The organism is Rhodococcus sp. WB9 (assembly GCF_007558985.1).
In the GTDB taxonomy this organism is placed as follows: domain Bacteria; phylum Actinomycetota; class Actinomycetes; order Mycobacteriales; family Mycobacteriaceae; genus Rhodococcus_F; species Rhodococcus_F opacus.
Genome location: NZ_CP041769.1, coordinates 7443215 through 7467505 on the forward strand (window position 1 = coordinate 7443215; position 24291 = coordinate 7467505).

Annotated in this window: 18 protein-coding genes and 3 pseudogenes; 10 read left to right on the forward strand and 11 right to left on the reverse strand. The window is 65.7% G+C overall.

Annotated elements, in window-relative coordinates; genetic code table 11:
* The first annotated feature begins 60 nt into the window (after positions 1–60).
* The 3 genes and pseudogenes from FND50_RS34755 to FND50_RS34765 form a co-directional block, all read left to right on the forward strand.
* Entirely contained in the window at positions 61–873 is an 813-nt protein-coding gene (locus tag FND50_RS34755) for a 3-keto-5-aminohexanoate cleavage protein (protein WP_144288763.1), read from the forward strand.
* Between the two features lie 108 nt (positions 874–981).
* On the forward strand, positions 982–2160 hold the full coding sequence (locus FND50_RS34760; RefSeq protein ID WP_144288764.1) for a S9 family peptidase: 1179 nt from the start codon (positions 982–984) through the stop codon (positions 2158–2160).
* Positions 2161–2722: 562 nt separating this feature from the next.
* A pseudogene (locus FND50_RS34765) lies at positions 2723–3250 on the forward strand (transposase); the annotation flags it as partial.
* Between the two features lie 29 nt (positions 3251–3279).
* On the opposite strand, the gene FND50_RS34770 reads toward FND50_RS34765, so the two are convergent.
* Positions 3280–4449 carry an IS30 family transposase gene (locus tag FND50_RS34770; RefSeq protein WP_144289256.1) on the reverse strand — a complete coding sequence of 390 codons (1170 nt, stop codon included), beginning with the start codon at positions 4447–4449 and terminating at the stop codon, positions 3280–3282.
* Between the two features lie 48 nt (positions 4450–4497).
* Here FND50_RS34770 and FND50_RS34775 point away from each other — a divergent pair.
* The 3 genes and pseudogenes from FND50_RS34775 to FND50_RS34785 form a co-directional block, all read left to right on the forward strand.
* A pseudogene (locus tag FND50_RS34775) lies at positions 4498–5250 on the forward strand (IS256 family transposase); the annotation flags it as partial.
* Positions 5251–5395: 145 nt separating this feature from the next.
* A pseudogene (locus tag FND50_RS34780) lies at positions 5396–5596 on the forward strand (cold-shock protein); the annotation flags it as partial.
* 359 nt (positions 5597–5955) lie between these two features.
* The gene (locus FND50_RS34785) at positions 5956–6639 is read left to right on the forward strand and encodes a TetR/AcrR family transcriptional regulator (protein WP_260850833.1); all 684 of its coding nucleotides are present in this window, start codon (positions 5956–5958) and stop codon (positions 6637–6639) included.
* 229 nt (positions 6640–6868) lie between these two features.
* Here the strand turns inward: FND50_RS34785 and FND50_RS34790 are convergent, their stop codons facing one another.
* Positions 6869–7114, reverse strand: a complete 246-nt coding sequence (locus FND50_RS34790) for a hypothetical protein (RefSeq protein ID WP_144288766.1) — start codon at positions 7112–7114, stop codon at positions 6869–6871.
* A 172-nt stretch (positions 7115–7286) separates the two neighbouring features.
* Positions 7287–7409: a hypothetical protein gene (locus FND50_RS37440; RefSeq protein WP_260850834.1), complete on the reverse strand. Its 123-nt coding sequence runs from the start codon at positions 7407–7409 to the stop codon at positions 7287–7289.
* A gap of 418 nt (positions 7410–7827) precedes the next feature.
* Here FND50_RS37440 and FND50_RS34795 point away from each other — a divergent pair, with 418 nt between their 5' ends.
* The 3 genes from FND50_RS34795 to FND50_RS34805 all read left to right on the forward strand — a co-directional run bounded on the left by FND50_RS34795 (position 7828) and on the right by FND50_RS34805 (position 10605).
* Positions 7828–8856: an alkene reductase gene (locus tag FND50_RS34795; protein ID WP_397493054.1), complete on the forward strand. Its 1029-nt coding sequence runs from the start codon at positions 7828–7830 to the stop codon at positions 8854–8856.
* A gap of 67 nt (positions 8857–8923) precedes the next feature.
* Positions 8924–9775, forward strand: a complete 852-nt coding sequence (locus tag FND50_RS34800) for an alpha/beta fold hydrolase (RefSeq protein ID WP_144288768.1) — start codon at positions 8924–8926, stop codon at positions 9773–9775.
* A 158-nt stretch (positions 9776–9933) separates the two neighbouring features.
* The gene (locus FND50_RS34805; RefSeq protein WP_186301201.1) at positions 9934–10605 is read left to right on the forward strand and encodes a helix-turn-helix domain-containing protein; all 672 of its coding nucleotides are present in this window, start codon (positions 9934–9936) and stop codon (positions 10603–10605) included.
* Between the two features lie 661 nt (positions 10606–11266).
* Here FND50_RS34805 and FND50_RS34810 read toward each other — a convergent pair.
* Together FND50_RS34810 and FND50_RS34815 are read right to left on the reverse strand one after the other, a co-directional pair.
* Positions 11267–12850, reverse strand: a complete 1584-nt coding sequence (locus FND50_RS34810; RefSeq protein WP_144288770.1) for a long-chain fatty acid--CoA ligase — start codon at positions 12848–12850, stop codon at positions 11267–11269.
* A gap of 14 nt (positions 12851–12864) precedes the next feature.
* On the reverse strand, positions 12865–14106 hold the full coding sequence (locus FND50_RS34815) for an NADH:flavin oxidoreductase/NADH oxidase family protein (protein ID WP_144288771.1): 1242 nt from the start codon (positions 14104–14106) through the stop codon (positions 12865–12867).
* Positions 14107–14646: 540 nt separating this feature from the next.
* On the opposite strand from FND50_RS34815, the gene FND50_RS34820 reads away from it, so the two are divergent.
* Positions 14647–15141 (forward strand): helix-turn-helix domain-containing protein, encoded by a 495-nt coding sequence (locus FND50_RS34820; protein ID WP_144288772.1) that lies wholly within the window; start codon positions 14647–14649, stop codon positions 15139–15141.
* 1063 nt (positions 15142–16204) lie between these two features.
* Here FND50_RS34820 and FND50_RS34830 read toward each other — a convergent pair.
* From FND50_RS34830 to fadD32, 6 genes are all read right to left on the reverse strand, one after another.
* Positions 16205–17191 carry an MDR family oxidoreductase gene (locus FND50_RS34830; RefSeq protein ID WP_144288774.1) on the reverse strand — a complete coding sequence of 329 codons (987 nt, stop codon included), beginning with the start codon at positions 17189–17191 and terminating at the stop codon, positions 16205–16207.
* Between the two features lie 55 nt (positions 17192–17246).
* Positions 17247–18080: a mycofactocin-coupled SDR family oxidoreductase gene (locus tag FND50_RS34835; protein WP_144288775.1), complete on the reverse strand. Its 834-nt coding sequence runs from the start codon at positions 18078–18080 to the stop codon at positions 17247–17249.
* A gap of 10 nt (positions 18081–18090) precedes the next feature.
* The gene (locus FND50_RS34840; RefSeq protein WP_144288776.1) at positions 18091–18906 is read right to left on the reverse strand and encodes a mycofactocin-coupled SDR family oxidoreductase; all 816 of its coding nucleotides are present in this window, start codon (positions 18904–18906) and stop codon (positions 18091–18093) included.
* A 115-nt stretch (positions 18907–19021) separates the two neighbouring features.
* Entirely contained in the window at positions 19022–20920 is a 1899-nt protein-coding gene (locus tag FND50_RS34845; protein ID WP_144288777.1) for an AMP-binding protein, read from the reverse strand.
* Positions 20917–21810, reverse strand: a complete 894-nt coding sequence (locus FND50_RS34850; protein ID WP_186301203.1) for an alpha/beta fold hydrolase — start codon at positions 21808–21810, stop codon at positions 20917–20919. The genes FND50_RS34845 and FND50_RS34850 overlap by 4 nt, the downstream gene beginning before the upstream one ends.
* A 534-nt stretch (positions 21811–22344) precedes the next feature.
* Positions 22345–24240 carry a long-chain-fatty-acid--AMP ligase FadD32 gene (fadD32, locus tag FND50_RS34855; RefSeq protein WP_144284664.1) on the reverse strand — a complete coding sequence of 632 codons (1896 nt, stop codon included), beginning with the start codon at positions 24238–24240 and terminating at the stop codon, positions 22345–22347.
* Between the last annotated feature and the right edge of the window lie 51 nt (positions 24241–24291).

The window sequence follows — 24291 nt, forward strand, 5'->3', positions numbered from 1 at the left end:
CGATCCCGGCCCGTCACCGCCCACCCGTCGCAGCACACCCCGTACCGAAAGTTCACTGACATGAGCGTTGCCATTACCGTTGCACCGACCGGGCCGATCGCCACCAAGGCCGACAATCCGCACCTGCCGACCACCCCCGAGGAAATCGCCGACGCCGTGGAAGCCGGCTTCCGGGCCGGCGCCTCCGTCGCGCACATCCACCTGCGCGACGAGCAGCAACGCCCGACCGCCGACCTGGCGATCGGACGGAAGGTGATGGACCTGATCGCCGAGCGGTGCCCGATCCTGATCCAGATGTCCACCGGCGTGGGACTGACCGTCCCGTTCGACGAACGCGAGAAGCTGATCGACCTGGCCCCGCAGATGGCCACCCTGAACCCCTGCTCGATGAGCTTCGGGCAAGGCGAATTCCTGAACCCACCCGCCGGTGTCGAGCGGATGGCGGCGAAGATGCGTGACCTCGGCGTCAAACCCGAACTCGAAATCTACGACACCGGTCACCTCGAGGCGTGCCTCCGGCTGCGGGACAAGGGACTGCTTCCCGAGCCGCTGCAGTTCTCGATCGTGCTCGGCGTGCAGGGCGGGATGGCGGCCACCGCCGACAACCTGCTGACCATGGTCAAACGGTTACCCGACGGCGCGATCTGGCAGGTCATCGCGATCGGGCGCACGAACCTGGAGCTGACCGCGATCGCTCTCGCGCTCGGCGGCAACGCCCGCGCCGGACTCGAGGACACCCTCTACCTCGGCAAGGGACAGCTCGCCGAGGGCAGCACCCCCCTCGTCGAACGCGCGGTCAGACTCGCCACCGAACTCGGCCACGAGATCGCCACCGTCGAACAGACCTACGCCGCGCTCGGCCTGAGTCGATAACCCCCATCCACCGAGCGGGCCGGCCACGCGAACAGCGCCCCGCGCCTACCCCGCTCGACCAGTGGGGACCACCACCCACCTGACCAGCAATGATGAAAGAAGACAACAATGTTCGAACCCGTACCGGGTAAGTATGTGTGGAACCTGTCCGCGGGACTCGCCCTGGCGACCGGCGGTCTGATCGGCGAGGTCGACCGCGCCTGTCGCCCGCTCGTCGACGCGGGCGAACAAACCGAAGACGAAGCCACCCAGGCGTTCTTCACCTCCTGGTGCGGCATCGCCGACACCCTCGTCGAACTCGCCGACGAAGACGAAAAACTCGGCCGCCGCCACAGCGCCGGAGAGAAGCACCGCCGCGCCGCGGTCTACTACCAAACCGCCGAACGCATGCAGAACCACTCCTACGCGCCGCGGAAGGAGGCCTACGCCAAGACCCTGGCCAGCTTCGCAAAATTCCTCGAACTGACCGACCAGCCCGCCGAACGCGTCGAAATCCCCTACGGCGATGGCAGTTTCCCCGGAATCCTGATGCGCGCCGACACCGACGGCCCGGCCCCGTGCGTGATCTTCTTCAACGGCCTCGACAGCACCAAGGAACAGTTCTACGGCTCCGGCACCCCGGACGAATTGCGGCGCCGCGGGATCTCCACGCTGATGGTCGACGCCCCCGGCGCCGGTGAAGCCCTCCGCCTGCGCGCGATGACCGCCATCCCCGAAAGCGAACAGTGGGCTGCCGCCTGCATCGACCTGCTCGAACAGCGCGAGGACATCGACAGCACCATGATCGGGATGCTCGCCTGGTCGCTGGGCGGGTATTACGGGCCCCGGGCCACCGCCTTCGAGCCGCGGATCAGGTTCAGCGTCGCGTGGGGCGCGAACTACGACTGGGGCCAGGTCCAGCTGCGCCGCCTCGAGAACCAGGGTGACCGGCCCGTGCCCCACTACTGGGAACACGTGCGCTGGGTGTGGGGCGCGAAGGACATGGACGAGTTCCTCGCCATCGCCCCGAAGGTGACCCTGCGCGGAATCATGGACCGAGTCGAGGTCCCCTTCCTGGTCGTCCACGGCGCGCACGATCGGCAGATTCCCCTCGAATACGCCCACAACCTCTTCGACGACCTCGTCAACAGCCCCAAACGGGAGCTGAAGATCTTCACCGATCGCGAAGGGGGCGTCGAGCACTGCAGCATCGACAACATGCCCATGGTGCGTGACTACATCTGCGACTGGATCGACGAAACCGTCACCGAACTCCAAACCGCCACCGGAAACAGCGACACTCCGTAGCGTCCCGCCTGAACGGTCCGTGCCAGCCCTGAGCGCTATCAGCGGCACGGACAACCTGCAGGCCCCGGGAAGGATGATCTTCCCGGGCGCCTGCCACATTGCCGACTCCAGTGCGGACCGACCCCGTTCCCTCTCGGCCGCAGTCCGACCGATGCGGTCACCCTCAACCCCGAGGCATATCCAGAAACGCAATATATTGGCTGCTCAGGGCGGCGTTCGGCGTTGCGTGCAATCCCTACAGCGACGGACCCCTCCGTGCCCGCCATTTCGCTGATCGACCGAAAGCGGTGAGTTGGCCAGCTTAGTTCGACAACGGCTCGCAGGCACCGGACGGACATCACACCCGATCTCCCTCTGTCCGGACCAACGCATGAGACGTCACGAGGTTCGAACACGATGACTGCCGGATCCGACCACCTAGGAATACCGCAGGTTTCGAATAATCCCTCACCACCAGTCCAATGGGATCTATCGCAGTAGCTGCAACCTCCAGAGCAGTTCCATGTGTCTGCGGCCGGGACTGTAAGAACAACGGTGTAACTCTGAAAGGAGATGCACCATTATGACTGATGTGATTGATCGTGAGGATGAATCGAACTCGGCACGTGTGGGTGTCAGCGACGCGAGGCTGCAGGAGCTGGTGGATCAGGCGCGGGCCGATGGCCTGCAGCTCACCGGTGAGGGTGGGTTGCTGGCGAAGTTGACCAAGCTGGTGGTGGAGTCCGCGCTCGAGGGTGAGATGGACGACCACCTCGGCTACGGCAAGAATGACTCGGTCGGGCGGGGAAGCGGCAACTCCCGCAACGGCAGACGCGCCAAGACCGTGTTGACCGAGGCTGGGCCGGTCGAGCTGGAGGTGCCCCGCGATCGGGAATCCTCCTTTGAGCCGAAGATCGTGGCCAAGCGGCAGCGGCGGCTCACCGGGGTGGAAGACATGGTGATCTCGCTGTCGGCCAAGGGACTGACCACCGGTGAGATCTCTGCGCACATGGCCGAGGTCTATGGCGCCGAGGTGTCCAAGCAGACGATCTCGACGATCACCGAACGGGTGATGGACCGCATGGCCGAGTGGCAGAACCGGCCGCTGGACCCGGGGCGGATTCCACTGATCGTGGCGAATTATTGGTTCGTCGTGGGGTGCCACCATCGTCGCACAGCTTGGGCTGGAGTTCGGTCGTTCAGGCATAGCCTCGGACGGTCGTTGAGTTCGGCAGCGACCTCGTCGAGCTGGTCTTGGGTCCAGCAGCTTAGATCGGTGCCCTTCGGGAAGTACTGCCGCAGCAAGCCGTTGGTGTTTTCGTTCGATCCCCGCTGCCACGGCGAGTGGGGATCGGCGAAGTAGATCTTCAACCCCGTGGCGGCCGCGATGCGCTCGTGCTGGAACATCTCGTTGCCCTGGTCCCAGGTCAGCGACCGCCGCAGCGAGACGGGCATCCGTGTGAAGCGCTCGATGAGAGCATCCCCGACGACTTGCGCGGAGTGGCCACCGCGGATCGCGACCAGGATGGTCAATCGCGTCTTGCGCTCGACGAGTGTCGCGATCGCCGATCTCTGGCCGGCGCCGATGATGAGGTCGCCCTCGATATGCCCTACCTGACGACGTGATTCCACGTGGGCTGGCCGTTGCGCGATGGGCGTCATATTCGTTGATTGCTTGAGCGAACCGTCCCGGGATCGTCCGCGGCCACGGCGCCGGCGATAAGTCCGGCCGGTGCGCAAAGACCCGCCAGTCGCAGCCAGGACCAGTCCGCGGTACACCGCTTCGTAGATCGTCTCAACGCACACGTGCCACGCCGTGCGGCGTGGGTAGCGTCGCCGCAGCCATCGACTGATCTGTGCCGGTGACCAGCGCTTGCCGAGCTTAGCGGCGACGAGCTGACGCAGCGTGTCATCGTGGGTGAACACACGCACTTTCGGGCGTCGTCGACGCTGGTGTGCCTGGTTGTGGGCATACCACGGTTGGTAGCGACCATCCGATTTTCGATTGCGTGCGATCTCCTTGTACACCGACTGGAAGCTTTTGCCGATGCGTTCCGCGATCGTCTTGACCGACTCCTCACGGGCCAGCCCGTCGGCGATCTCGATACGGTCGTCTTGGCTCAAGTAACGGCTACTGATCGGACTCTCGACATAAGACACACTGCCAGCGTCTATGAACCACAACGACCCACAGCTCAGCGACACGCCGACCATTGCTGCCGCCTTCGATCCTGAGTGGCCTTGTCTGATCAGCTCGAAGTAGCGGCGCTTGTCCTCCTGTGGTGACTTGTTCCACGCATACCTGGGCATCGTAATCCTCTCGGGAAAGGATTCGCTTCGATCAGTGGAATCCGCCCGGTGTATCCGGTGCTGTTCATCGACTGCATCCACGTCAAGATCCGCGACGGCAACGTGGCCAACCGGCCGATCTACGTCGTGATGGGGGTGACGGTGGATGGCACTCGCGACATCCTCGGATTGTGGGCCGGCGAGCACGGTGACGGGGAGGGGGCGAAGTACTGGCTGCGGGTGTTGTCTGAGCTGAAAAATCGTGGTGTGCAGGATGTTCTGATCGTCGTGTGCGACGGTCTCAAGCATCTGCCTGACTCGATCGGTCAGGTGTGGCCGCAGGCTATCGTGCAAACCTGTGTGGTCCACCTCCTTCGGAATACCTATGCCTACGCATCTCGCAAGGACTGGGCCGAGATCGCCAAGGACCTCAAGCCGGTCTACACCGCGCCGTCGGAGCAGGCTGCGCTGGATCGGTTCGCCGAGTTCAGCGAAAAATGGGAGAAGCGCTATCCCGCGATCATCCGGTTGTGGACCAATGCTTGGGCCGAGTTCGTGCCGTTCCTGCAGTTCGACGATGCCATCAGGCAGGTCATCTACACGACAAATGCCATCGAGAGCGTCAACGCCCGAATTCGCAGAGCGGTCAAGGCTCGCGGCCACTTCCCGACCGAAGCGGCGGCCCTCAAATGCGTGTTCCTGGCCATCATGAGCCTCGACCCCAAAGGCACCGCCCGCCAGCGCTGGTCCAACCGCTGGAAGGCAGCACTGAATGCCTTCGAGATCACCTTCGACGGACGCCTGTCCGCCGGACGAAAGTAGCTAGAAATCAACCAGTTACACCGTTATCTGGACAGACCCCTGCGGCCGGTGGATCGGCTCGCGATGGGCAGGACGTGGCAGGATCAGCGCTGTCGAGATCGGGAATTCGATGTGAGTGCCCGGATCGAGGTTGTAGGGAGTATGCATGGCGCAGGGCATTGTGAGGTGGTTCAACGGCGAGAAGGGCTTCGGTTTCATCGCCCCCGACGACGGAACTCCGGACGTCTTCGTGCACTTTTCGGAAATCTCGGGCAGCGGTTACAAGTCGCTCGACGAGAACCAGCGTGTGGAGTTCGAGGTGGGACAGGGCCAGAAGGGCCCGCAGGCCACGAACGTGCGGGCTGTCTCACTAGTCTGCGGTCCGCACCCGATGGGTGCGGACCCTCCATTTCGATAGCCCGGATGAGGATTCCGCCATCGGCCGTCAGCAGGTGACATAGTTCTCTAGTTCGACAGCAACCGTGGGGTGATCATTTTAGTGGTAAGCCATTTGTGGCTCGAATGCTGTTTATCGACATCAGAACAAGCGCCCGGAGGCCTCCCCTGACAGCACGAGGGGCACCTTGTTCCCAAGGACCCGTCGATGCAGAAGCGAGCGGAAATCACCGTTGAGGCGCTGCTACTCGCGGCGGCGGCAGAATTTACCCGCCTCGGTTACGCACGGGCCAGACCATCACCACCCGCGCGCACGTCACCAAGGGTGCGTTGTACGGCCGCTTCCGTTCCAAGGAAGAACTCGCACGCGCGGTGATCGGGGCGGGCGATGCCCGATTCAGGACCGCACGCAGTCCCTTCCTCACCTTCCGGATTCCCGCGTTCGAGGCGCTGATCGGCATCTCGTGTCTGCTGCTCGATCCTGCCGTCAACGACGCCGTGGTCCAGGCGGCGTTCCGCCTGATCAGCGAGATTCGGGACCATTCCGGTACCGACACACCCCTGCTCGCCGCCTGGCTATCGGACTACCGAGAACTCGCCCGCCGCGCCGTCACAGAAGGCGATCTTCGCGGCGACGACCCCGACGCGGTCGCTCTACTCCTGGTGGAAACCCTCGCCGGGGTCCGCCTACTGGCCGCGGTCACCGGCCACTCGGATGATCTGCCCGCCCGCCTGACCACCGCCTGGGAGCTGCTTCTGCCCGGCCTGGTCGACGATACGAAACTCGAGTACTTCCGTGAACTCGTGCCGCGACAGGTGGCCCACATCGGTGACCGCAGCACGCCGCCGCGCCAGCGGCGCCCCGAGCGTGGCGTGGGTCCCCATCCGATTGTCGTCGCCGCTACCGGTGCGGGCGGACGCCCCGGCGCACCGCAAAGCACTCTTTCGCAGTCAGCCCGCAGGCACCCTCGGCCGGGCACCGCAGGAGCGAATCACGTCGAGGACTCTGCCTGAAGCCCCTCAGGCAGAGTCCAGAGTTCAGCTTTACAAGCGCCGATAACTCGCCGCACGCTTTTCGTCGAGCCCATCGCGATCACAGGGCGCATGACGAGCGGACGTCGTGACCCTCTCCCTACTCGTGGCCCACACATGGCCGAGATCGCCCGCCAGAGCACCGACGACATTCGGCTGCCGTGCGAAGGCGCCACGCCGATCCACGAGACCAGTCGTGGCGCTTCCTGGGCTACGTGAGTGTGATGATGACGCGTTTTCCGGCGGCCAACTCCGTGGCATACGCGGTCAGTTCCGGGTCGGTGATGTCCGCGTCCGGGGCGTCCTCCCGCGCCTGCCCCAACCGACGTTTCGTTTCCTCGACCGACTTGCCCCTGCACTCCTGCTGCAACCGATCCATCATGTGTTGCAGGGTGCGCTCCACGGTGGCTTTTGCCAGCTGCTCGAGTTCATGCTCGTGGAACTGGAAGTCCGACAACGTGCTTCGCTCCTGTGATTCGCATCGACTGTTCCCGCTGGTCGCGGGATTCCTGAGTGCTGTGACCCAGGTCGACCCGGCCCCGGCGTGCGCCCGACCCCATATCGACCGGAGCAGACGGGCATTTTACGGTTCCGCACCGTACCGCGATCCCCGCTCCGGGCACTGATTCTCATCCGACCATGATCAGCACGGCGACGACCGCGACCGCCACCACGGAAGTGCTGACGCAGACCGTCCATGCCCGCAATGCGACCCGGTCCCAATCCCGGTGCACTCCCGGGGCGGTAAGCACCGGCGACGGTGGGGTTGATACGGCAGGATCGGCACCCTCGGCCCCTTCGGCTGCACGCTCGCGGGATCGTCGACGGTGTCGAGCGCAGGAAGGCGCGGGTGTTCCGTCCGCGGCTGTGGGCGGGCGTCTCTGCCATGCGGGGGGTAGCAGGTGTGGCACTCGACGCACGCCAGGCCTCCGATGCCACGACACAGAATGTGCTGCACGAACTCGACCGCCGCGACGGTGAAGGCCGACTGAGCAGCTGAGTACGACTTCGGAGTGGCGATTGCTCATTACTATAGTGGACGCTATAGTAATTTAAAGTAACAGTCTTTGGGTCCACTCGGGACCCGTCGCCCTTCAGGAGGATCACCGCATGTCCGTCGCATTCAAACCGGTTCGCATCGGATCCTGGGACCTGCCCCAGTCGTTCGTCATGGCGCCGTTGACGCGCAGCCGCGCGGGAGAGGGCAACGCGCCGACCGCGCTGAACGCCGAGTACTACGCCCAGCGCGCAGGGGCGGGGTTCATCGTCACCGAGGGCACCGCGCCCAGCGCGGTCGGGCAGGGCTACCCGGCGGTGCCCGGTCTGTACACCGACGAGCAGGTCGCCGGGTGGCGGCTTGTCGCCGACGCCGTGCACGGGGCCGGGGGAACCGTCGTCGCGCAGTTGATGCATGTCGGCCGTGTCGCTCACGCGAGCAACAAGGGTGGGGTCGACACGGTCGCGCCGAGCGTGGTCCAGGCTCCCGGGCAGATGTTCACCTTCTCAGGCATGGTCGACCACGACGTGCCGCGGGCACTCGAGTCCGGCGAGATCGACGGAGTGATCGCAGAATTCGTCGGCGCGGCCCGAAATGCGATCAGCGCCGGACTCGACGGCGTCGAGGTTCACGGCGCAAACGGCTACCTGCTGCACCAGTTCCTCGACCCCACGGTCAATCTGCGCGAGGACGCGTATGGCGGTTCGCCGCAGGGGCGGGCGCGCTTCGTCATCGAGGTCGTGACGGCCGTGGCCGACGCGATCGGCGCGGACCGCGTCGGCCTGCGACTCTCGCCCGGTCACCAGTTGAACGGCGTCGGTGAGATTCCCGGTGAGGATCTGACCGCCACCTACCGGGCGGTCGTCGACGGGATCGCTCCGCTGGGCCTGGCATACCTGAGCATCCTCGCCAGCCCGTTCGAGGCGCTCGAACCTCTCGTCCGCGACCTGCGTCAGCGATTCGGCGGCTCGGTGCTCCTCAACCTCGCTGCACCTGCGGCCACCTCGCTGGCGACGGTCGAGGAGCTGCTGGAGAAGGAACTCGCCGACGCGGTGGCTGTCGGGCGGGGATTCCTGGCCAACCCGGACCTCGTGGAGCGGTGGCGCACCGGTGCGGAACTGAACGAGATCGACTTCGGCACCCTCTACGGCGGTGATGCGCGCGGCTACACCGACTACCCGGCCCTGGCCGAGATCCCCTGACTCGCTCGTCATCTCACTCACCACACGCAGACGGCCAAGTATCACAACAATCCTTGAGGAAAGAGATATGAGCACCTACACAGCGGTCCACACCGCTGAGAACCTTCAGGTCAAGGGGGTTCTGGGGCGGTTCACCTACCGCCGATTCGGCCCGCGCGGTGGTGTCCCCCTCCTGCTGGTCCACCGATTCCGGGCCACCGTCGACTGGTGGGATCCGGAGTTCGTCGACATCCTCGCCGACGATCGTGACGTGATCTGCTTCGACAACATCGGAATCGGCTACACCGGTGGTGAAGCCCTGACCACTGTGGAGGGCTTCGTGGCCGGCGCGATCGACTTCATCGACGCTTTGGGGCTGACCGAGGTGGATCTACTCGGATGGTCGTTCGGTGGTGTCGTGGCGCAGGCGATTACCCTGACCCGGCCGAGTCTCGTCCGGAAGCTGATCGTCGCGGGAAGCGGATCCGGCCTCGCCCCCAATATGCCGAGCATCACCGAGCGCGTCCTGGGGATCATGGCGAAGCCGAATGCCGACCTCGAGGACACCCTGTACCTCTTCTACCCGGAGACCGAGGAATCCCGGAAGCTGGGGCTCGACCACTTCGACAAGGTCTCGGCCGCGATGCCCGCCGACGCTCCGGTCGTCAGCGAGGAGGCCGCGATGGGTCAGCTCCAGGCGATCACCGCGGCCTTGGCGACGCCGTGGGAGCAGGTGGTCGAGAACCTGAAGACGATCACCCAACCCGTCCTCTACGCCAACGGGATGCACGATGTGATGATCCACGCCTTCGCCTCCTACTCGGCGGTCGAGCATCTCCCGGCGGCCAAGCTCGTGCTCTACAGCGACGCCGGTCACGCATTCCTGTTCCAGCACCTCGAGGAGTTCACCACCGAGGTCAAGCGTTTCCTCGAAAGCTGAGTTCCGCTGCCGACTTCCGTGACGACGTCTGACGCTGCCTGATGGAGAACCATCGGACAGCGTCAGGTGTCGTCACGGCTCGCCCTGTCCCCGAGGGTGTGCTCGCACAACCGGAAGCAGCAACGATATGAAAATGAAGTAGCGACTATACTATGGGAATGAATTCTCGAACGTACGGCCAGAACTGCGGTCTCGCTCGTGCGCTCGACCTCCTCGGCGAGCGGTGGACCCTGCTCATCATGCGCGACCTGGGAATGGGTCCGCGCAGATACAAGGATCTGGCGGCGGGTTTGCCGGGCATCGGCACCAACCTTCTCGCAAGCCGCCTCAAGAGCCTGGAAGAGGCCGGGGTGATCGAACGGATCGTGCTGCCTCCGCCGGTATCGGTCCCGGCCTATGCACTGACCGGCGCGGGCGAAGAACTGCGTCCGATGTTGGGTCAGTTGGCGGCCTGGGGACTGCGGCACGGGGCGGGGTTCGATGATGCGGACATGACTCGTGCGGAGTGGATCATCCAGGGCATGTTCGCGCGCGCCGACCCAGACGCCGTCGCCCGCTTCGGTGGGGTGGTCCAGTTCGACGTCGGCGAGGAGTCCGCCTGGATCGGTCCCTCATCTAATGGCGTGGTGCTTCGGCCGGGTGCCGCTCCCACAACGCCGAAAGTACGGCTCGCGACCGATCTCTCGACATTACTGTCCGTGGTGAACGAGGAGACCACCGTGGCCGACGCCATGGCGTCCGGCGTCCTCGTCGTCGACGCCACCGCCGCGGATCTGGACGAGTTCCTTCGCGTGTACGCCCTCGACGGCGTAGGAGTGTCGGCGAGCTGATTTCAGGCCCGCTAGCAGAGGCCACCGGCGAGAATACGCCCACCTGGTGTGGTGCGGTGAACCAAGTCGGCACTTGTCGCGAGAATGACGACGGTGACCTCGCCGCCGTTATTCGGTGGGAATTTCCCAGTGCCAGGTGACACGTCGGTGACTCACCCGCGGAATGCTGCGTTTCCGCAGCCGTTTCCGTCCCGGACCGCGAGGGTGCCCTGGGGCCAGCTCTACGGTGTCACCCAGCACGATCCGGACATTCGTCGTCATTGCTCATGAGCGAGTGCGACAAGGTGACGGGCGGCGTGGGCGTCGCCCCGACCGGCGTCTCTCCCGACCGCGAAGGAGGGCCTCGAGCGCGAACAATATGCCTACCAAACACGTCCATCGCTCGGACCACCGGACTGCACATTAGGGCTTTCAGCCTCGGGATCCGCTCATTCATCCCGCTTGGGGTGGATATCCGATCTGATCCTGAAGGCGACCGCGCCCCCCTACAGATCCCACCTACGACGCGTTCATGGAGAAGGGCTCCGGAAAGCGCCGCTGCTCCGAGATGGATGCATTCGACCCCGGAGTGATCCGAAACAACTGGATCGGGCGAACGGTGCAGCACCGAAGGAGGTCGTCTCGCTTCTGGTCGACCTCCTTCGGTGGGTAGCGCGCTAATCTAGTGGGCGGCACGGTCGCTGGTAGGGCGCGAGCTGAGCTCGCGCTTGAGAATCTTGCCGGTGGCGGTCATCGGTAACGACGTCACGATCTCGACGATGCGGGGGTACTTGTAGCCGGCCATCTGTTCTCGTCCCCAGGCGACCAGTTCGTGGTCGGTGGTGTGAGCGCCGGGATTGAGGATGACGAATGCCTTGACCTCCTCGCCGTGGCTCTCGTGCGGTACGCCGACCACGGTCGCGAGGCTGACGTCGGGGTGGGTCATCAGCACCTCTTCGATCTCCCGCGGATACACGTTGAAGCCTCCGCGGATGATCATGTCCTTGGAGCGGTCGACGATGTAGTAGAAGCCGTCCGCGTCTCTGCGGGCGAGGTCGCCGGAGCGAAACCAGCCGTCCCTGATCACTTCGGCACTGGCCTCGGGGCGTCCGTAGTAGCCCTTCATGACGTTGTGGCCCTTGATCGCGATCTCCCCGATCGCACTGCCTGAGCCGTCGTCTGTGATCTCGTTCCAATCGTCGTCGACGAGTTTGCACTCCACACCCCAGATGGGGACGCCGATCGAGCCCGCCCGCGGTTCCCGGTCCGGGTCGCTGAACGTCACGACCGGGGAGGTCTCCGAGAGGCCGTAGCCCTCGAGGATCTGGACGCCGAGCCGCTCCTTGACCCGGGTGATGATCTCGAGCGGAAGGCTGGCCCCGCCCGAGACTCCGACGCGCAGATTTCCGGCGATCCGGTCGACGTCGACCTCGTCGGTGAGCGCATCGAGCAACGCCCACCACATGGTCGGTACCCCGGCGAAGAAGGTGACGTCCTCCTTCTGCATGAGTCCGATCACCTGCTGCGCGTCGAAACGTGGAACCAGGAGCAGCGTAGCCGCCATGGAGAAGCCGGCGTGCATCTGCACCGTTGCGCCGAAGGTGTGGAAGAGCGGAAGGGTGAGGACGTGGGTGTCGCCGGCCGGTTGGTTGTTGAAGAGTCGGTTGAGGGTGAGGGTGTTCAGCATCGTGTTCGCGTGCGACAGTTCGGCGCCCTTGGCCTGCCCGGTGGTCCCACTGGTGTACAGGATGATCGCGGTGTCGGTGGGCTCGGTGACGACGGACTCGAAGGACGTGGGCTGTTCCGCCAGCGCCTGGCCCAGTGTCTCGACGCCCTCGATCGGGCTCGGTGCCGTGGGGTCCGCGGTGATCAGGAAGAAGTGCTCGGCGGCCGACTCCCGGAATCCGGTGTGTCCCTCGGTGCCGATAGGCAGGTCGGGTGTGCCTTCGAAGCAGAAGTACGCGACCGCATCGGCGTCGGCGAGGTGGTAGGCGACCTCGCGGCCCTTGAGGAGGATGTTGAGGGGGACGACGACCGCACCGGCCTTGAGGACGCCGTAGTAGACGATCGGGAACCAGGGCTGATTCGGGCAGCTCAGCGCAACCTTGTCGCCGGGCTGGATGCCGCGTTCGACCAGGAGGTTGGCGACCTGGTTGGCGGCGGCGTCGACCTGCGCGTAGGTGAACCGGGTGTCGCCGAGCACCAGTGCGTCACGGGCGGGATACCTGCGGGCGGAGTCTTCGAGAAGGATCGACAAGTTCAACATGACACTCCTTTGCTTCATCCGCGCCTGGACCGGAAGGACGTCCGGCCGTTGCGTCGCACCATGGCGACGGTGGTGGTGAGACGTCCACGGTTCGGGTCGGGCGCGAGTCCGGCGCCGAGGCGGTGCAGCTGGTCGGTGTGCCAGCTCAGGTCGAGCAGGCCGTCGAGCGCTTTGAGGTCGGCGATTTTGCCGAGCACACGGCGCATGCCGAAGCGCACCTGGTGGGCGACGAGGGCAGGTGCGCGTCCGGCGAGGATCACCTCTGCGGAGCCGGGGGTGGTGGCGGTAGGGCGGCCGATGCCGACGACATCGCATTCGCCGCCCTCGATGGCGTTGTCCATCGCGGTCCGTGACCGGAAGCCGCCGGTGACCGCCAGTGGGATGTCACCCACCAGGGTGCGGACGGTGCGGGCGTATTCGAGGAAGTAGGCCTCGCGGGCCCGGGTGGACGCCGCTGCGGTGCCCATCATCGCGGGAGATTCGTAGCTGCCGCCGCTGACCTCGATCAGGTCGATGCCTTCGAGGGCCAGCGCGGCGAGGACGCCGCGGGATTCCTCCTCGGTGAAGCCTCCACGCTGGAAGTCGGCCGAGTTGAGTTTGATGCCGACTGCGAAGCCGGGCGAGACGCGGGACCGGATGCGGCGGACGACCTCGAGCACGAAACGCATGCGGCGTTCCGGGTCGCCTCCCCACTCGTCGGTCCGCTGGTTCGACAGGGGCGAGAGGAATTGTGCGACGAGGTAGCCGTGGGCGCCGTGCACCTGCACGCCGTCGAAACCGGCCGCTTCGCACACAGCGGCCGCGTTGGCGAAGCGCTCGATGATGTCCTCGATCTCGGTGGAGGTCAGCTCGCGCGGGGTGGTGGCGCCGGGGAAGTCGAGCGGGATAGGGCTCGGGGCCACGGGGGTATGGCCGAGGGCGAGCGGGTTGGACTGGCGGCCGGGGTGATTGAGTTGCACCCAGATCGGGACGCCGGCGTCCTGGGTGGTCTTGGCCCACCGCGACAGTGCATCCAAGTCCCGGTCGTCCTCGATCGCGACGTTGCCAGGCTCGCCGAGCTGCCGGCGATCGATCATGACATTTCCGGTGACGATCAGTCCGTATCCGCCCTCACGCCACGTTCGGTAGAGCTGTTCGAGCCGGTGGTCTGGGGAATTGGTCTTGTCACCGAGCGCCTCGCTCAACGCGGATTTCATGATCCGGTTGGGCAGCACCTGGCCGTTGGGCAGGGTCAGGGGTTCGTGCAGGGAGGTCACGGTGTGCTCCTTCGGGATGCGGACTCGACAGCACACTACTTTAAAATAAAGTAGTAATCAATACTATTATTGCAACTCGCGCGTCCCGTTGGAGCTGCGGCGCGACCGGCCTAGACGGTTACGTGGGGGCGGGCGCGGGCGGTGGCCCGGATGGGCCCGGCGCCTCGCGGACGTCGATGCCAGGTCGAAACACCGGCCCGATCATCGGCCGGCATGGCGCGCCGTCTCGTTACGAGTAGGCCGGCGGTGGCACGTAGCCGCCCACCTCCGGCGTGGGTGTGACGAACTCCCTCGTGGTGAGATCACCCCTGGCAGGGCCCAATACCTGCAACCTGACCGGCACCAGTTCGGCAACGCCGCCCGCCTGCATGAGGCTGTGCGCCCTACCCCGGCGGACCGGATCATGGTGGCCGATCCCCCGAGATGTACGCCAGGGCGCTCGGCTTGACTTGGTCCCGTGGGATGTGGGGTGGACTGAATGGGTCGTCACCCTCGGGTATGGAGTGGGCAGCTAGCGGACCCTGGCGGTATACTTCCATTATGGAACGTACCAGTTTCCGGGACATGGATTGCCCGATCGCGCTCTCGCTCGAGCGGGTGGGCGACTGGTGGAGCATTCTCATCCTGCGCGACGCCACGCACGGCATCACCCGTTTCGATCAGTTCCAGAAAAGCCTCGGGATTTCGACCAACTCCCTGTCTCGTCGGCTCGGGGTCCTCGTCGAGGCGGGCCTGCTCGAGCGTCGTCGCTACAGCGAACGTCCTCCGAGACACGAGTACGTCCTGACCGAGTCCGGACGAACGTTCCGACCCGTGCTGATAGCACTCTATGCCTGGGGTAGCGAGAACTTCCCGCCCGAAACGCCCAACGTCCGTCTGGTGCACAAAGAGTCGGGTGCCGACGTTGAACCGCTGCTGATTGACCGATCCACGGGCGATCCGCTCGATGACGAGCACACGAGCTTTCAGCCCGGCCCCTCCGCCGATGATCGGTTGCGGGCCGTGCTCGCTCGGCGCAACGAGGTCACGGCCTGAACGCGCCACGCGGGACGCCGCTGTTGCGGCAGCCCGTTCGGGGTTGCCTCTGCCGCGGCACGTTGAGGATGGTCCCGGATGGCCATGGACGACGGACGGGCGTTCGGAGCGCGTATAGCCAGAGCCTGCCGACAGAGCCCTGGGAGCCTGCCGACGCAACATCGGGCAGGGTGTGGCGACAGATCTGGCTGGTGCGGCGCGGGACAAGCAATTTGACAGTCGAGTTGTCAACGAGCAACGAGCAGACCCAGTCAGGTCCGATGACAGGCTCTTACGGAGATCTGGAACGCTGAAATGGCGGACGACCCATAGATGCGCTCGGGTGAGGTGACCCCGTGCTGCAGTCGGGTCAACTGGGATCTCGCACCACCTCCGAGCCTATGGTTGTACTCCCGTATATCGATTGCGAAGGCGGCCGCAACATTTTCCGGAGCAGGTCCCCCAATCGGCTCCCAGCGAAGCGCAAAGTCGAGAATGTCATTGTCGTTACGTCTGTTCCACATCCTTCCTTGCTCCGACCTATCCGCAAGGTCTTTGGACATGTCGAGCCGTCAGTCGCCTGGGCCGCGTACGTGACGGATCGCCGACGGACTCACGGATCGGGTGAGTAGTCTCTCGTTCGCACGGTTGCGCGGATATGCGCTCGATAAGCTTCGTATCTCGTCTTGGCGACAGTTCGATTCGGGGACGACCTGCCACAATCGTTCGATGAAACGGCGGGTGGTCATTCCGAAGTGGATAAGGATTTCCTCGGTAGCGCCTCCGTAGGGTGCCCACATACTGGCGAACGCGATGAGGCGCTCCGTCTCGGCGTCAGGATGTTTGCGCGCACGGGTGGCTTCCGGATTGCGGAACTGTTGGCGTTCTCGCCACAGTGAGGGCTACGAAAGCCGGCCGTTCTTGCGCTGCACGTCAAGACGCATATCCCACGCCTGGACTAGGGGCCCTCGACGGTGGAAACACGCTGTCGGAGGGGAGCATCGGTGGTGGAACTGTTGAACGGGACGGCGAGTGGTACGTACCCCGAGACCGCTCGCCGTCCCGTTGGATATTTCGGACAGGTTTAGGCGTTGACGTCCACCACGGTTCGTCCGCGGATGGTTCCGGAGAGCACCTGTTGTGCCACCGCCGCGGCCTGGTCGAGCGGGATCGTGGTGGTCATCTTCTCGAGCTGCGCGTCGTCGAGATGCTTGTCCAGCAGAGTCCATGCTTCGTCTCGGCTGCCTGCGGGGGCGTTGACGGAGTCGATCCCGACGAGCGTGACGGATCGCAGGATGAACGGCGCGACCGAGCCGGGGAGGTCGAGTCCTTGGGCGAGTCCGCAGTTCGCCACCGTGCCGCCGTAGTGGATCTGCGCCAGGACATTCACCAGCGTGTGGCTGCCGACGGTGTCGACCGCCGCTGCCCACCGCTCGGCGCCGAGTGCGGCCTCGGAAGGTTCGCTCAATTCGGATCGGGCGATGATCTCCTGGGCTCCCAGGTTACGTAGGTAGGCCTCTTCATTCGGTCGCCCGGTCGAGGCGTGCACCTCGTGCCCGAGTGCGGCCAGCAGGGCGATGGCCACCGAGCCGACACCGCCGGCGGCGCCGGTCACCAGGACCGGTCCTTGACTCGGGGTGACTCCGCGGCGCTGGAGCGCGGCGACACTGAGGGCCGCTGTGTACCCGGCTGTCCCGATCGCCATGGCCTGCCAGGTGGTGAACCGGGCGGGGATCCTGGTCAGCCAGGCCGACGGCACTCGTGCACGCGTGGCGAACCCGCCGTTGTGGTCGACCGCGAGACCCCAGCCGTTCACCGCGACGGCGTCGCCCGGCGCGAAGCCCGACCCGGTGGGGGCTTCCACGACGGTGCCGGCCAGGTCGATGCCGGCGACGATGGGGAACCGCTGGACGACCGGAACGATACCCGTCACGCCGAGTCCGTCTTTGAAGTTCACCGCCGAGTAGTCGACCGCGATGGTTACGTCGCCCTCGCCGATGTCGTAGTCGGCGATCTCGGTCAGTTCTGCGCGTTGTCCGGATTCGTCTTTCACGATCTGTACTGCTCTCACCACAGATTTCCTTTCACATACTGGTCATACATTGATGGGATGGTGTCGCCCGGAGTCAGGCCAGGCAGAATCCGGCGTCGATTTTCATCTCGAGCCCGGTCACGTACCGTGCCTCGTCCGATGCGAGGAACAGCACCGCGTTCGCGACGTCCTCGGCATCGACCCAGGGCGTCGGCATCGGGTTGAGGGTGGCGAACGCCTCCGCGGCCTGCTCGCGGGTCGGATCTTCGACGTCGGGGACGAAGAGCCGATGTACGGCGCTGTTCTGCACCATGAGCGTGTCCGCGATGCTGGGGTTGACGGTGTTGACGCGGATCTTCTCGACGGCGAGCTCGAGCGACATGGCCCGCATCAGCCCGATCACGCCGGCCTTCGCGGCGACGTAGTGCGGGAGATTGGGCATGGCGCGGATGCCCACGGCGGAGCTGGTGAGGATGATCGCCCCACCTCCGCCGCCCGCTCGGATGTGCGGGATCGCGGCCTTGGCTGCGTGGTAGACCCCGGTGAGATTCACATCGATCATGTCCTGCCAGCTTTGCTCCGCGAGAGCCTCGGTGGGCGCCGCCGACAGGATGCCGGCGTTGGCCACGGCGATGTCGAGGCGCCCGAACTCCGCGACGCCGGTGGCGACCGCCGCCTCGAGTGCGGCGAGGTCGCGCACATCGGCACGGGTTGCGAGAATCCGTCGGCCGAGGCTCTCGACCAGGCGCACCGTCTCCTTGAGGTCGGTGTCGGTGGCCAGCGGGTAGGGCACCGAATCGATGTCCCCGCACAGGTCTACGGCGATGATGTCGGCGCCTTCCGACGCCAGCCGCGCGGCGTGCGCGCGGCCCTGTCCACGAGCGGCGCCGGTGATGAAGGCAACCTTGCCCTCGACACGTCCGGTCATATTTGTCTCCTCAATTCTTGTTGTTGAAGCCCGCGTCGACGGACAAGGTCGTGCCGGTGATGTAGCGGCCGTCGTCCGAGACCAGGTAGAGGACGGCGTTGCTGACGTCCTGGCAGGGGAGCAACTCGACTGGCATGGGGTTGGTTATGTCGGCTGCGAGGTGCTGGTTCGCTTCGACGAAGCCGATCATCGAGGCGGCGGTGATCATCGGCGTCTCCACACCGGACGGGTTCACCGTGTTCACACGAATCGAATGTGCAGCAAGGTTATTGGCGTACGAGCGCATCAACCCGACCAGGCCGTGCTTGGAGGCGACATAGCCGAGCGCGGCCCGGGACGGACCGAGAATGCCGCGCAGGCCGGCGGTGGAGCTGGTCAGCACGATGGCTCCGCCCTGACCCCGCGCGATCATGGAGGGCACCACAGCCTCCAACGTGTTGAAGACGCCTGTGAGGTTGATGTCGATCGTGTCTTGCCAGGCCTCGTGCGCCTCGTCGACGGCGAAGAGGGCGACGCCGGCGTTCGCGATCACGATGTCGATCGGGCCGATCTCCGCTACGCCCTCGCGGATTGCTTCCGCGAGTTGGTCCTCGTCACGCACGTCGGCCTCGACGCTGATGCAACGTCGGCCGAGGGCCTCGACCGATTTGCGGGTATCGGCGAGGTCGTTCGGCGACGCCAGTTCGTAGCGAGCCGACGCGAGCGGTTTGCACATGTCCAAGGCGATGATGTCGGCGCCCTGCTCGGCGAGCAGCAGGGCGTGGCTGCGGCCCTGACCGCGGGCTGCGCCGGTGATGAAGGCGACTTTCCCGTCAACTCGTCCCATTTTGCAGTCTCCTTATGGTTGGGACGACACGGCACGGTGACGTTGACAAAGATCCGTGGGTTCGTCCGGGGTGAGCGGACCCGGGGGTCGGGGCCGTCTTGGGGGTTGTCGGGCGTTAGTGGACCGACGCGGGCCGGGATGCCGGGAAGGTGTCGCGGAGCCGATCCAGCACACTCGCGTCTTCGATCGTCGGCGGCACCTGAACGGGTTCGCCGTTGGCCAGGTTGCGCAGCGTCCGGCGCAGGATTTTCCCGGACCGCGTCTTGGGAAGTTGGTCGACCACCACTGCGGTGCGGAAGGCGGCCACAGCCCCGATCTGGCTGCGGACCATGTCGACCAGCTCGCTGACGACGGTCTCCGGATCGCGACTCACCGCGGTCTTGAGCACGACCAGGCCCACCGGCGACTCCCCTTTGAGCGGGTCGGAGACACCGATCACCGCGCATTCGGCCACATCGGGATGCGCGGCGAGCACCTCTTCCATCGCGCCGGTCGAAAGCCGATGCCCCGCAACGTTGATGATGTCGTCGGTGCGACCCAGGACCCACACGTCCCCGTCCGCGTCGAGATATCCGGCGTCGCCGGTGCGGTACCAACCGGGAAAATCGTCCAGGTACGACGTGCGGTACCCGTCGTCGTCGCCCCACAGGGTCGGGGCGCACCCGGGTGGCAGCGGTAGCCGCAGTGCGAGGTTGCCGGTCTCACCAGCCGGCAGCGGTACGCCGTCGTCGTCGAGCGCCCGGATCTCGAAACCCGGACTCGGCCGGCCTCCCGAGCCGGGCTTGAACGGCGTCAGTTCGCCCCCGCGGAAGCGCGCGGTGATCGGCCAGCCTGTTTCGGTCTGCCACCAGTTGTCGATGACGGGCCGGTCGATCCGGGTCTGCAGCCATGTCGCGGTCGGTGGGTCGCACCGCTCGCCGGCCAGGAAGACCGCACGGAGAGAGGAGATGTCGTACCGGTTCATCAGCTCGAGCTCCGGGTCCTGCCGCCTGATCGCGCGAATCGCCGTCGGCGCGGTGAACAGGACATTCACTTGGTGCCGGGCGATCACGTTCCAGAACGCGCCGGCGTCCGGGGTGCCGATCGGCTTGCCCTCGTACATGACCGTCGTCAGACCCGCCAGCAGAGGCGCATAGACGATATACGAGTGACCGACCACCCAGCCGACATCCGATGCCGCCCATAAGACGTCACCGGCCTGCAACCCGAAGATCGTCGGGATTGACGCCGCGAGCGCCACGGCGTGCCCGCCGTTGTCCCGCACGACGCCCTTCGGCCGTCCTGTCGTGCCCGACGTGTGCAGGATGTACAGCGGGTCCGTGGCCACGACCGGCACCGGGGGGTGTGGGCGGGCCGCCGCCGCTGCGGCCAGCAGATCGTGGTCGCGGCCCGGGTGGAGCTCGGCGATCGACTGCGGGCGCTGCAGCACGAAACAGGCCTCGGGGCGGTGTCGCGCCTGGAGCAATGCGGCATCGAGTACCGGCTTGTAGGCGACCACTCGGCCCGGCTCCACACCGCATGACGCGGCGATGATCACGCGTGGCTCGGTGGCATCGATCCGCGCGGCGAGTTCGGACGCGGCGAAGCCGCCGAACACAACCGAATGGACTGCCCCCAGCCTGGCGCACGCCAGCATGGCAATCGCCGCGTCGGGCACCATCGGCATATAGATCACGACGCGATCGCCGCGGACGACGCCCACGGCCGCCAGCGCACCAGCCACTTTCGCGACATGGTCACGCATTTCACGGTAGGTGTAACTTGCGCTCTCGCCGGTCATCGCACTGTCCCAGACGAGGGCGAGCCGGTCGCCGGCGCCCGCCTCGACGTGACGATCGAGACAGTTGTAGCTGGTGTTCAACCGGCCGCCGGGGAACCACCGGCCGTACGGACCGGTGTCCCCGTCGAATACCGCGGTCCACGGGGTGTCCCAGTCGATACTTGCCGCCTGCTTGCCCCAGAAACCCAGTGGATCCGCACGCCAACTCTCGTACAGGCTGCTGTAGCTCGTCATCGAGATGCTGCCGTGTCCCGCACGTGCAGGAACCGTGTGACTTGCGCCGCGACGGCATCGGGGTGCTGCTGGTGTGGTGCGTGTCCGGCCTGGGGGTAGACCGCCAGCTGAGCGTCGGGCAGCTCCCGGTAGAGCAGCCACTGGTTCTTGACGGGGAAGAAGTGATCGTCGTCCCCGGAGACGATGAGCGTCGGTTGGTGCAGCGTGCCGAGTCGGGCGTAATGGTCGGTCTTGCCGCCCATGAAGTCCATGATCAGCCCGGCCATCGCCTGGATGGTCGCCGGTGCGACGAGCGGTTCGCGGTCGGTCCGCAGGGCGTGGCGGTCGATGTAGGCCTGGGTTTCGGTATCGCGACCGTCGGCGAAGAACAGGTAGCGGATGTCTTCGAAGGAGTATTCGGGTTTGAGGGCGATGTCGAAGACAATGTCGGTGTGCGGGTCGGTCTCGGCGTTGCCGCCCGGACCGGTGCCGACGAGGACAACGCTGCGGACCAGTGTGGGTTCGCGCATCGCGAAAGCCTGCGCCACGAAGCCGCCCATGGAGAATCCGAGCACGTCCACGACGTCATGCCCGAGCGCCCGAACGAAAGACGCAGCGTTCGCGGCCTTTTCGTCCACGCTGGTGGCCGCAGACCCGGTGGACGAACCCACCGCGGCATCACTGAACAGAATGACGTGCCGGTGCTCGGCCACGGCGTCGACGAACGCCGGATCCCAGTCGTCGAGCGTTCCCCGGAAGCGGTGCAGGAAAACCAACGGCGCCGTGTCCCGGTGCCGGTCCTGTCCCACCTCCCGATAGGCGTAGCGGACGCCGTCGACCTCGACGTACTGGGTCGGTATCTGGACCGAAAGGTACTGCTGGACAGCTCGATCGCTCACGGAAGAACTCATGTTGCACCTCATCGATTGACAGCGAGTAGTCGGCCGCCCTGATGGCGGCCGTCGGCGCCCTGTCCGCCGGCGGTCAGGGCGATCCGCGCGGTGATCCTCGCCTGCGGTTCGGAAGTCAAATGTAACCCTAGTCACTTCCATCATGCAAGTAACTTCTCGGAATTTGGCAGTCGGCACCATCTATCCCAGCTAAATGCGCATGAGGGCAGGGGTTTCCGCGGTATCGTGAAGATCTACGGTGGCGGTCATCGCGCTGCATCCGTGTCTCGATGCTGGAGAGCATGGAAAGGTAAAGGCATAGCGCTCACCAGTCCCGCAGCGGGTGGCCGTGTTTGGCTGGCGGTTTCCGTCGGGTCTGCGGTACACGGCCGCAGCGCTGGCCGGGCGGGACGGTGACAGGCGTACGCCGGTGCTCCTGCACCGCAGTGGGTCCGCGTCGACCTCGACGCGACAGGTGTCACCGCAATGGCCGTGACCGCGTCACGGTGCGCGTCGCACAACCGGCCCGGCCCTGCTGACCCGTCAGGAAGTGGACTATTCGGAAACGCTATCGGGGAAGGCCGTCTGCGTGTATCCGCCGCGCAGGGTGCCTTCGATGTAGCTCGCCTTGCACGCGCGGCGGGCGATCTTGCCGCTCGACGTACGAGGAATCGAGCCCGCGGGCACCAGCAAGATGTCGCGCGCGGTGACCCCGTGCCTGCTCGACAACGCCGCCCGCACCGTGTCCGCGATCGGCTGGGGGTCGGCCTTGCCCGCACCCGGTGCGCGCTCGGCCACGATCACGAGCTGCTCGGAGGAGTCGCCCGCGTCGTAATTCAGACCCGAGTGCGTGTTCTCGAACACAACGGCGGGCAGCTGGTTCGCCGGGACCGCGAACGCGGCGACGAAACCGGGGCGCAGCGCGGTGCTCGCCTCCTGCGCCGAGTACTCGAGGTCCTGCGGGTAATGGTTGCGGCCGTCGACGATCACGAGGTCCTTGACGCGGCCCGTGATGAACAACTCACCGTCGATATACACGCCGTAGTCGCCGGTCCGCATCCAGTTGGCGTCCTCGGGCGTGCCCTCCGCGTGGCTGCCCTCGGCGAGCCGGTTGGTGAGCTTGTTGTGGAACGTCTCGGCGGTCTCGTCGGTACGACCCCAGTACCCGATGCCGATGTTCTCGCCGTGCAACCAGATCTCACCGACCCGGTCGTCGGGCTGCTCGATGCGCGACTCCGGGTCCACGATGGCAGCCCACTGGCTGCGCGCCACGTACCCGCAGGACACCTGCGGAATGGCGTTCTCGGCGTCCTGGTCCACCTTCACGACGCGACCGGCGTTGAGCTCGTCACGATCGACGTAGATGACGCGGGCCTCGTCCGAGTGCCGGGTGGAGGACACGAACAAGGTGGCCTCGGCCATGCCGTACGACGGCTTGATCGCCGTCTTCGGCAGCCCGTACGGCGCGAACGCCTCGTTGAACTTGCGCATCGACGACGTGGTCACCGGCTCGCTGCCGTTGATCAGGCCGATCACGTTGCTCAGATCGAGGCTCTCACCGTTCTTCGGCAGACCGCGGGCGGCCGCGTGCTCGAACGCGAAGTTCGGTGCGGCCGCGAACGTGCCCGCACCGTCGGACACCGCTGCCAGTTCCTTGATCCACCGGTACGGCCGCTGCACGAACGCGCGCGGACTCATGATGGTGATGTACTTGCCGCCCAGGGCGGGCAGGATGACCGTCAGCAGACCCATGTCGTGGAACAGCGGCAGCCACGTGACGCCACGCGAGTTCTCGTTGAGCTCGATGGAGTCGACCATCTGCAGCGCGTTCGTGCCGACGGCGCGGTGCGTGATCTCCACACCGGCGGGCACACGGGTGGAACCGGACGTGTACTGCAGATACGCGATGTCGTCGAGATCGATCTCAGGGCGCACCCAGGACTCGCCGACGCTGTCCGGGATGGCGTCGACGGCGATGATGCGGGGACGCTCGGCGGCCGGGAGGGACCGGAAGAACTGCCGAACACCCGCGGCGGAGGAGGTGGCCGTGAGGATGGCGGCAGGCGTGCAGTCACCGAGAACGGCGTGCAGACGGTCGGTGTGGCCGGGTTCGTCGGGGTCGAACAGCGGCACCGAGATCGTTCCGGCGTGGATGGCGGCAAAGAAGGAGATGACGTAGTCGAGACCCTGCGGCGCCAGGACCGCGACACGATCGCCGGGCTTGGTGACCTGCTGGAGGCGCGCCGCGACGGCCCGCAACCGGTGGCCGAACTGTTCCCAGGTCAGCTCCTGCGCTTCGCCGTCTCGGTCCCGCGAATAATCGATGTAGCGGTATGCCAACTCGTCCGAGTTCTCCCGGGTGTGCCGCTGGACGTAGTCGACCAGCGTGCTTCCCGAGTCGAGCCTGATATGGCCCTTCTCGTCGATAAAATCATCGAACTTCGCGTTCATTCCATCTCCTCCGAAGCGATCACACAGGCATGCCACCGGCATGACTGCGCC